We start from the raw sequence: 9,664 nt of genomic DNA on the forward strand, positions 1-9,664 counted from the left end.
GCGTTCAGACATCCTCCATGTGCGACGCGTCGAACGCACCCGGCAGCAAATCTCCGATGGTTGTCTCAAACTCCGCACCATCGACGGTTGCCAGAGTAACTTTTACATCGCGCTTGCCAAACTCGGCCAGCTTCTGACGGCATCCACCGCAAGGCGGCACAGGCTGAGGGCTGGAGGCAACCACGTAGATTTCGGTCAGTTCCTGCTCACCCGCGGCCACCATTGCGGCAATTGCACCTGCTTCCGCGCAGGTGCCCTCGGGATAGGCCACATTTTCGACGTTGCACCCGGAAAAGACTTGGCCCGAAGAAGACCGGAGCGCTGCGCCAACTTTGAAGTTCGAATATGGCGCGTAGGCGTTTTCCCGGACAGACAAGGCAGCGTCTTTCAGCGACATGGCGATTCCCTATTTTTGATCATCTGGTCAGAAATTTGCACGCTAACGTATTAAGGCGGGGAAATTGAAGCCCCCGACCCGTGTTTTTCGCTTAACCCAGCGTTGTGTTGAAGGTACCGGGTAAGGTGACTTCCAACAATTCGATATTGTCTGTTGGGTCGGACAGCCGTGTGCGCATCCCAGGTGGGATGACGAACGCATCCCCTTGCTCCAGCCGGTAGGGATCGCGCCCCTCTCCTTCCAGGGTGACCTCTCCGTCCATCACAAAGGTAAAGTGAATGTCGGTGTCATGGATGGCCCATTCCGGATCACCCGATCCTTTGCGCACAACCTGCACCCCAGCGACGCCCTTGGTGTTCTCGGCAATCGTAGTGTCGCGGCAGATGTAACCCGGAAGACGGAAGGGCATCCACTCGGCACCCTTGGCCTGATTATAGACAAAACGTTGCCCCTGCCATTCGCGGTCCGGGCGGATGTGCGGAGTGGGAAGTATCATGTCATGGTCGATTTCCGTGACATGCTCAGCCGGCACTCCAATCTCGATGACCTGAACATTATCAGAGGCTTCGAGAACACGGTGCCGGATTTCCGGTGGTTGAATAAAGCAGTCCCCCGCTGTCAGACGCATTTTCTCGCCCTGATCCTCATAGACCACATCCACCCAGCCATGGATGCAAAAGATCAGCTGAAACCCGACCTTGTGAAAATGCACCATGTCCGGAACCGGTCCACCATCGGGAATGCGGATATGGCTGGCAATAATCGACCCGCCCAGCCGATCCGGGACCAGATCGCGATAGTGCATCCCGGCCCGGCCAATGATCCAGGGGGCCTGATCCTTGAGCCTGCGCACGACAAAGGAATGCACGGTCTCTGGCATCACCAGTGGCGGATTTCGTTCTTCAATTTCGATTCGGGTGCCATTCGGGGCTACAAGAACGCGTTCACCACCCGCGAAATCAGACGGATCATCCGTCAGGATACGCAATGTTCCCGGACTTTCCGGTGCGTCTTTTTCAATGCGCAACCGCACGCCATGCCCCGAAAACACCGCGACGCGCGGATCGTCAGCGGGATAAATCATGTCCATCTTCATCCCCAGTTTTTTTGTGTAAAAAGGGATGTCGTCGCGAATTTCCTGTGTGGGCAGGCGAATTTCAGCGTGCGTTTTCGCCAGATCGGATGTCTTGGTCATCAGTATTCTCTTCGAATTGCAACTTTGGCCATCCGATCAGAACAGAGGTCAAAATGCCAATCGAAAAGAACATCTCCGGCATTTCTTCCATAACGAAGAAGCGCATTTCAATAATCACAGGTAAAACTCCGCCGTTCAGCGCGGTGAACTCGACCAAATCTGGGTGATGACAACCGCCCAACACCACTGCAACCAACATCCAACCTACTGATCCCTCGTTCGTTACCAGCCGGGTCATCAGTTCTGAATGTCACAACGGCTTTGCCAGAGTGATCTTGGTCGTCACAATGTGAAAAGGCGAAAATGAACTCAGACAATATCAATCCGAATTCACGGTTGCGACATCACGGCAGAGTTACGTAGCGTAGCCAAGTCCAAAAAAATAGTTTAAGGCTAAATCAAATTCTCAATGGGAGCTGAATCGCCGATGTCTGACACCCCCAGCCTGCGACAAGCTGCGCTCGAATATCATGAATTTCCCAAACCCGGGAAGCTTGAGATCAAGGCTACCAAACCGATGGCCAACGGGCGCGATCTGGCCCGCGCCTATTCGCCCGGCGTGGCCGAGGCGAGCCTTGAAATCAAGGCCGATGCAGCCAATGCGGAACGTTACACGGCGCGCGGCAACCTTGTTGCTGTGGTGTCAAACGGCACCGCCGTGCTTGGCCTGGGGAATATTGGGGCACTCGCGTCGAAGCCGGTTATGGAAGGCAAGGCCGTTCTGTTCAAGAAGTTTGCGGGCATCGACTGTTTCGATATCGAGGTCGACCAGCCCGATCCCGAAAAGCTTGCGGATATCGTCTGTGCCCTTGAACCAACATTTGGCGCCATTAACCTTGAAGACATCAAGGCCCCCGATTGCTTCATCGTCGAGAAACTCTGCCGTGAACGTATGAACATCCCGGTTTTCCATGACGATCAGCACGGAACCGCTATTGTGGTCGGGGCTGCGGCCAAGAATGCGCTGCATGTGGCCGGAAAGTCATTTGAGGACATCAAGGTCGTGTCGACCGGCGGCGGGGCTGCCGGGATCGCGTGCCTGACCATGCTGGTGAAGCTGGGTGTGAAGCGCGAAAACATATGGCTGTGCGACATTCACGGGCTTGTCTACGAAGGACGGGCCGAGGACATGAACCCGCACAAGTCACAGTTCGAGCAGAAGTCGGATTTGCGGACGCTGGACGATGTGATTGGTGGGGCCGACCTGTTTCTGGGTCTCAGCGGCCCAAATGTTCTAAAGCCTGATATGGTCCGGAAAATGGCCAGCCGCCCGATCATCTTCGCCCTAGCCAACCCGACGCCGGAAATTCTACCAGAGGACGCGCGTGCAGTAGCACCAGACGCAATCATCGCCACGGGGCGCAGCGATTTTCCCAATCAAGTCAATAACGTGCTGTGCTTTCCGTTTATCTTCCGGGGTGCTCTGGATGTCGGCGCGACCGAGATCAACGACGCGATGCAGATTGCCTGCGTGGATGGCATCGCTGAAATGGCGCGCGCGACCACAAGCGCCGAGGCGGCGGCTGCCTATAAGGGCGAGCAACTGACCTTTGGCCCCGAATACCTGATCCCAAAACCATTTGACCCACGTCTTGTGGGCGTGGTGTCCTCGGCGGTCGCCAAGGCCGCCATGGAAAGCGGTGTTGCAAAACGCCCTATCGAGGACCTTGAAGCCTATAAGGAAAAGCTCAACCAGTCGGTCTTCAAATCAGCCCTTCTGATGCGTCCTGTGTTCGAGGCCGCGGCCGTCGCATCCCGTCGCATCGTTTTTGCCGAGGGTGAAGATGAAAGGGTTTTGAGGGCCGCGCAGGCCATTCTCGAAGAGACGACGGAAACACCAATTCTGATCGGGCGACCCGATGTGATCGAAACCAGATGTGAAAAGCTGGGGCTGACCATTCGTCCGGGCAAGGACTGTCAGATCGTTAACCCGGAGAACGACCCGCGCTATTACGATTACTGGACTTCCTACCACCAAATCATGCAGCGCCGCGGTGTGACGCCGGATCTGGCCAAGGCGATCATGCGCACCAACACAACGGCCATTGGTGCGATCATGGTGCATCGTGGCGAAGCGGACAGCATGATCTGCGGCACATTTGGTGAATTCCGCTGGCACCTGAACTATGTCGAACAGGTGTTGGACGACAGCAAACTGCGCCCGCATGGTGCGTTGTCCCTGATGATCCTGGAAGATGGCCCCCTGTTCATTGCCGATACGCATGTCCGGCAATTGCCGTCGCCGGAAGAATTGGCCGAAACCACCATTGGCGCCGCGCGACATGTTCGCCGGTTCGGGATCGAGCCCAAGATCGCCTTCTGTTCGCAGTCGCAATTCGGCAATCAGGCTGAAGGATCAGGCAAACGGCTGCGGGCGGCGCTTGAAATCCTTGATCGGCAGCCGCGCGATTTTGTCTACGAAGGCGAAATGAATCTGGATGCGGCTTTGGATGCAGACCTGCGGGCGCGTATCTTCCCAGCGTCGCGACTAGAGGGGGCGGCCAACGTTCTGATATTCGCCCACGCAGATGCTGCCAGTGGCGTACGCAATATTCTGAAGATGAAGGCGGACGGGATTGAAGTTGGCCCGATCCTGATGGGCATGGGCAACAAGGCCCATATTGTTACTCCATCCATCACCGCGCGCGGTCTGCTGAACATGGCGGCGATTGCAGGAACACCCGTGGCGCATTACGGTTAACCGGGGGCAGCCTTGCTGGCGCCCCTGCCAACAGGGGGGGGGGAAGCGCATGAAAGGACATTGCCACTGCAACGCCGTGCATTGGGAAAGCGATGCCCAAGCCGCGTGGAGCTGTTATTGCCACTGTTCAGATTGCAGGCGAAACTGCGCCGCGCCGGTCACGGCTTTTTTCGGGCTGCCGCATGAGGCGGTCAGATGGTTGGGTCAGGCACCAAAGATCTATCGCTCATCGGAAGGGGTTGAACGTCTGTTTTGCGGCAACTGCGGAACCCAGATGGCCTATCGCACAGCGCGCGATACGGTGAACATTCATCTTTACACCGCAACGCTGGACAACCCGGAGACCCTGCCGCCACAGTTTCACGTGTTCCACGCCGACCACCTGCCCTGGCTGAACCTTCAGGACAAGCTGCCACGTTACGCCAAAACGGCTGGTTGAGCTGATTCTCGGAACGGCACAATATTTGCACGCAATGGTTTGCAATTTTGCAAAACTTTCTATTGCTGCGACAAAAACTGTGCTTCAACTGTAATTTTGCAAAAATTTGCAAGTCATATTCCGCTGATCTGCAAATTTTTTGCGGTAAACTGACGCGTCGTCACGCGTCGCGCTTGCCCGGATGTTTTCAGCGACCTAACACAATGTCCAAGCCGTTGTGAGGAGGACAAGATGGCGTATCAGGACGTTTATGACAGCTGGAAATCCGACCCCGAAGCGTTCTGGATGAACGCTGCGAAAGGGATCGATTGGGTCAAGGCCCCCAGCAAAGCACTGTTCGACGACAATGCGCCCTTGTACGAATGGTTCAGCGACGCGCGGGTCAATACCTGTTGGAATGCCGTAGACCGTCATGTGGAAAACGGGCGCGGTGAACAAACCGCCATCATCTATGACAGCCCCATTACCCACACCAAGCGCGAGATATCCTATGTCGAGCTTCGCAACCGCGTGGCCACTCTGGCCGGCGCGCTGCGCGCAAAGGGTGTCGAGAAAGGCGACCGTGTCATTATCTACATGCCGATGATCCCCGAAGCGCTTGAGGCGATGCTGGCCTGTACCCGCCTCGGCGCCGTGCATTCGGTCGTGTTCGGCGGGTTTGCCAGTAACGAACTGGCCGTGCGCATCGACGACGCCAAACCCAAAGCAATCATCGCCGCGTCCTGTGGGATGGAACCCGGTCGCGTGGTACACTATAAGCCCCTGCTTGACGGTGCGATCGAACTGGCCAACCACAAACCTGATTTTTGTGTGATCTTCCAGCGGGAACAAGAGGTCGCCCAGTTGATTGAAGGGCGCGATTTCAACTGGCATGGTTTCCAATACGGTGTCGAACCGGCTGAATGCGTGCCGGTTGATGGCAATGACCCGGCTTATATCCTGTACACCTCTGGCACTACGGGTGCACCCAAAGGGGTCGTGCGCCCCACTGCCGGACACCTTGTGGCACTGAACTGGACGATGAAGAATGTCTATAACGTCGATCCGGGCGACGTGTTCTGGGCAGCCTCCGATGTGGGCTGGGTCGTGGGGCACTCCTATATCTGCTACGCGCCCCTGATCCATGGAAACACCACAATTGTGTTCGAGGGCAAGCCGGTCGGCACCCCGGATGCTGGCACCTTCTGGCGCGTGATCTCGGAACATAAGGTCAAAAGCTTCTTCACCGCACCTACGGCCATCCGCGCCGTCAAACGAGAAGACCCCAAAGGCGAATTGATCGGCAAATACGATCTGTCTCATCTACAGGCCCTCTATCTGGCAGGCGAACGCGCCGACCCTGACACAATTATCTGGGCACAAAACGCGCTGAAGGTTCCGGTGATCGACCATTGGTGGCAAACCGAAACCGGCTGGGCCATAGCCGGAAACCCGCTGGGTATCGAAGAGCTTCCGGTCAAGCTGGGCTCGCCCGCAAAACCGATGCCGGGTTATGACGTGCAAATTCTGGATGAAGGCGGTCACCCGATGAAGGCCGGTGAACTGGGTGCCATCGCGGTTAAATTGCCCCTGCCCCCAGGCACCTTGCCAACACTGTGGAATGCCGAAGCACGGTTCAAGAAATCTTATCTTGAACACTTCCCCGGATATTACGAAACCGGCGATGCCGGGATGATTGACGAAGACGGGTACCTCTACATCATGGCGCGCACCGATGACGTCATCAACGTTGCCGGCCATCGCTTGTCGACAGGTGGGATGGAAGAAGTGCTGGCCGCCCACCCAGATGTGGCAGAATGCGCGGTGATCGGTGTTTCGGACCAGCTGAAGGGACAGATGCCGGTTGGCTTCCTGTGCCTGAATGCTGGTGCCACACGGGATCATGGCGATGTGGTTCAGGAAGTCGTCAAAATGGTTCGGGAGAAAATCGGGCCGGTGGCCGCCTTCAAACTGGCTGTTGTCGTCGACAGGTTACCCAAGACCCGTTCCGGTAAGATCCTGCGTGGTACGATGGTGTCGATTGCAGACGGTCAGGACTACAAAATGCCTGCAACAATTGACGATCCTGCCATCCTTGATGAGATCAAGGAAGCATTGCAGACAATTGGTTACGCCAAGTAACCATCGGGCGGCACAGGCCGCCCATGTCATGTCCGCCCTTGCAACCTGAATCTGGGCCCCTACTGTCGCTGTAAGACAGTGAGGGCCCATGACACATACCGATATCTGGCGTCTCAGCGCCACAGAGCTGACCACCTTGACCCGACGCGGCGATCTGAGCGCGACCGAGGCGGTTCAGGCCTCGATTGATCGCATGGACGCGGTGAACCCCGCGCTGAACGCGGTCGTCGAAGACTTGCGCGCCGAGGCCCTGGAACGCGCGCAGTCGCTAGATGCTGCACGGCGGAGTGGTCAGCCGACCGGCCCGCTGCATGGTGTTCCGGTAACAATCAAGGTGAATGTCGATCAGAAAGGCCACGCCACCACCAACGGTGTCATTGCGCTGAAGGATGTGATCGCACCGGATGACGCGCCGGTGGTCAGCAACTTGCAAAAAGCGGGGGCCATTGTGATCGGGCGAACGAATACGCCCGAGTTTTCCTTCAGGGCCGACACCGACAACCCCCTGCATGGGCGCACGTTCAACCCGTGGGGACGGCACATTTCACCCGGGGGATCATCCGGTGGCGCTGCTGCCGCCGTGATGGCAGGTCTCGGTGCGCTGGCCCATGGCAACGATATTGGCGGCAGCCTGCGCTTTCCGGCAGCCGCTATCGGAGCGGTTACGGTGAAACCGGGGCTGGGGCGCGTTCCCGCGTGGAACCCAAGTCAGAAGGCCGAACGCGGATTGCTGGCGCAATCAATGTCGGTTCAGGGCCTGATCACCCGGTCGACTGCGGATCTGCACCTGTCCATGCCCAGCCTGATCGCCACCGATGCGCGGGATCCGTTCCACGTACCAATGCCCTGGCGCGGCGAGCGTTTTGACCAGCCGATCAAGGTGGCATTCACCAAGAACACCTTCGGCTATGCGCTGCACCCCGAGGTCGAAAAAGCCCTCGACACTGCGCGCGATGCGCTGGTCGATGCAGGGTACGACGTTGAAGAGGTCGATCCACCCGATGTCTTTGAATGTGGTCGGATCGGGTATCGGACCTTGATGGGCGAAGTGCTGACCCTGATGAAATCGGACATTGAAGCCGCTGGTTCCAAAACCATCCGCGACATCTTTGACGTCTACTTTCAGGAATTCCCACCCATCGTTGAAACAGAATTGGTTCGGATGCTGGCCAAGCGCAGCCATTATGCCCGTGAATGGTCCCTGTTTATGCAGGACTACCCGCTGGTTTTGTCCCCTTTCCTGCCACAGCCATTTTTCAAACCTGACCGGGACACCGAAGGCGCTGAAGGCGTGCATGATGTTTTGGGATGCGCTGTCTATTCCTATGCGATGAACTTTCTGGGACTGCCTGCAGCCTGCGTTCCGTCACGATTGGCCAACCTTCCCAAAGGGCCTCAACCTATCAATGTACAGATCGCGGCACAGCGCTGGCGCGAGGATTTGGCCGTGGATGCCGCCGCCGCGATAGAAGCTCGCGTGGGACAGATGTGTTTCCCGCTTTGGGATCACATGTAACAAAAAATAGACCCCGGGTCATTGTGCCCGGGGTCCAGCTGCTAAAATAAGCCCGGATTTCTGATGACGAGCGTAGCACCACCCACCCTCGCCAGCGCAAAATCTGCGCAACCATTCGAAAACACCGTTTAGGTGGCCACTCACTCCCACCTTGGCGTGTTCTCCGGACAAGTTCACATTAGCCAATCATTAAGGGAATTCCTGTGAACTGCTTCACACAGGCGTGAGAAAAATTTGGGGATGGCCTATTTTACGTGAATTGTTCGGATATTAGACGTTCTTCCAACCCATGGCCGGGGTCGAAAAGGATACGGTGCGCAATGGCTGGTTCCGACCTGATCTCAACCCAGTCGATATCCGGGAAAGAAACGGAATCGGCGGCCACGATGACCGGGCGCTTGTCAGCTTCGACCACATCGAACCTGACTTTCGCCATTTTCGGCAACAAGGCACCACGCCACCGCCTTGGGCGAAACGCTGCGATGGGTGTCAGGGCCAGAACGTCAGCGCCAATCGGAACAATCGGCCCATGCGCGGAATAGTTATAGGCGGTCGATCCCGCAGGCGTGGCAAGCAATGCCCCGTCACAGACCAGTTCGGCCATGCGCACCCGGCCGTCTACGCTGATCTTGAGCCTTGCTGCCTGAGGACCGGCGCGCAGCAATGACACTTCGTTGATCGCCAGCGCCTCGTGCAGTTTTCCAGATTGGTCCATCGCCTGCATGGCCAACGGGTTGATAACCTCTTCCTCGGCATCCTCCAGCCGCGCCATCAGGTCGTCTTCGTGATACTCATTCATCAGAAAGCCGATCGTGCCGCGATTCATCCCGTAAACCGGAGTATCGAGATGTTGCACATTGTACAAAGTGTGCAACATGAAGCCGTCGCCGCCCAATGCAACCACTACATCTGCGTCCCGAGGTGCCACATTACCATATTTGGCCACCAGGATGTCGCGCGCTGTTTGCGCCACTTTGACCTCACTGGCGAGAAAGGCGATTCTCTTTTTCATGTTTTGTGGTTTCCGGTGTTGCACATTTGGTTCCGAAACAAACATACCTTTCCCCAATAGGCCAGTCTTGACGCCGCAGCAGGCCAAATCGTCGCTTTAAGCCTTTTGCGAATGTGGCGTTTCCGATAGGAAATCCGCAAGATTAATACCCAGCCATGTGGAGCGCCAATGAACGCCAATCTTCGTGACACCGGATTTTTCACCCAGTCCTTGTCGGACCGCGATCCTGAGCTTTTTGGCTCGATCCGGTCTGAGCTGGGTCGTCAGCGCGACGAGATCGAGC

Annotated in this window: 8 protein-coding genes; 4 read left to right on the top strand and 4 right to left on the bottom strand. The window is 56.9% G+C overall.

Annotated elements, in window-relative coordinates:
* Positions 1-4: 4 nt before the first annotated feature.
* The 3 genes from ACR0BZ_RS08770 to ACR0BZ_RS08780 all read right to left on the bottom strand — a co-directional run bounded on the left by ACR0BZ_RS08770 (position 5) and on the right by ACR0BZ_RS08780 (position 1,830).
* A complete protein-coding gene (locus ACR0BZ_RS08770) occupies positions 5-397 on the bottom strand; it encodes a cytidine deaminase (RefSeq protein WP_480920021.1) in 393 nt (130 codons plus the stop codon).
* Between the two features lie 91 nt (positions 398-488).
* Positions 489-1,592 (bottom strand): cupin domain-containing protein, encoded by a 1,104-nt coding sequence (locus ACR0BZ_RS08775; protein ID WP_480920022.1) that lies wholly within the window; start codon positions 1,590-1,592, stop codon positions 489-491.
* Positions 1,555-1,830: a hypothetical protein gene (locus ACR0BZ_RS08780; protein ID WP_480920023.1), complete on the bottom strand. Its 276-nt coding sequence runs from the start codon at positions 1,828-1,830 to the stop codon at positions 1,555-1,557. Before ACR0BZ_RS08780 ends, ACR0BZ_RS08775 begins: the two co-directional genes overlap by 38 nt.
* A 189-nt stretch (positions 1,831-2,019) precedes the next feature.
* On the opposite strand from ACR0BZ_RS08780, the gene ACR0BZ_RS08785 reads away from it, so the two are divergent.
* The 4 genes from ACR0BZ_RS08785 to ACR0BZ_RS08800 all read left to right on the top strand — a co-directional run bounded on the left by ACR0BZ_RS08785 (position 2,020) and on the right by ACR0BZ_RS08800 (position 8,369).
* Entirely contained in the window at positions 2,020-4,293 is a 2,274-nt protein-coding gene (locus ACR0BZ_RS08785; protein ID WP_267365814.1) for an NADP-dependent malic enzyme, read from the top strand.
* A 49-nt stretch (positions 4,294-4,342) separates the two neighbouring features.
* Positions 4,343-4,732 carry a GFA family protein gene (locus ACR0BZ_RS08790; RefSeq protein WP_480484268.1) on the top strand — a complete coding sequence of 130 codons (390 nt, stop codon included), beginning with the start codon at positions 4,343-4,345 and terminating at the stop codon, positions 4,730-4,732.
* Positions 4,733-4,963: 231 nt separating this feature from the next.
* Positions 4,964-6,853, top strand: a complete 1,890-nt coding sequence (gene prpE / locus ACR0BZ_RS08795) for a propionate-CoA ligase PrpE (RefSeq protein ID WP_480920024.1) — start codon at positions 4,964-4,966, stop codon at positions 6,851-6,853.
* Between the two features lie 88 nt (positions 6,854-6,941).
* Entirely contained in the window at positions 6,942-8,369 is a 1,428-nt protein-coding gene (locus tag ACR0BZ_RS08800) for an amidase family protein (RefSeq protein ID WP_480920025.1), read from the top strand.
* Positions 8,370-8,619: 250 nt separating this feature from the next.
* On the opposite strand, the gene ACR0BZ_RS08805 is transcribed toward ACR0BZ_RS08800, so the two are convergent.
* Positions 8,620-9,426, bottom strand: a complete 807-nt coding sequence (locus tag ACR0BZ_RS08805; protein WP_480485157.1) for an NAD kinase — start codon at positions 9,424-9,426, stop codon at positions 8,620-8,622.
* Positions 9,427-9,664: the final 238 nt, after the last annotated feature.

It is taken from the genome of Ruegeria sp. P8 (assembly GCF_056534665.1).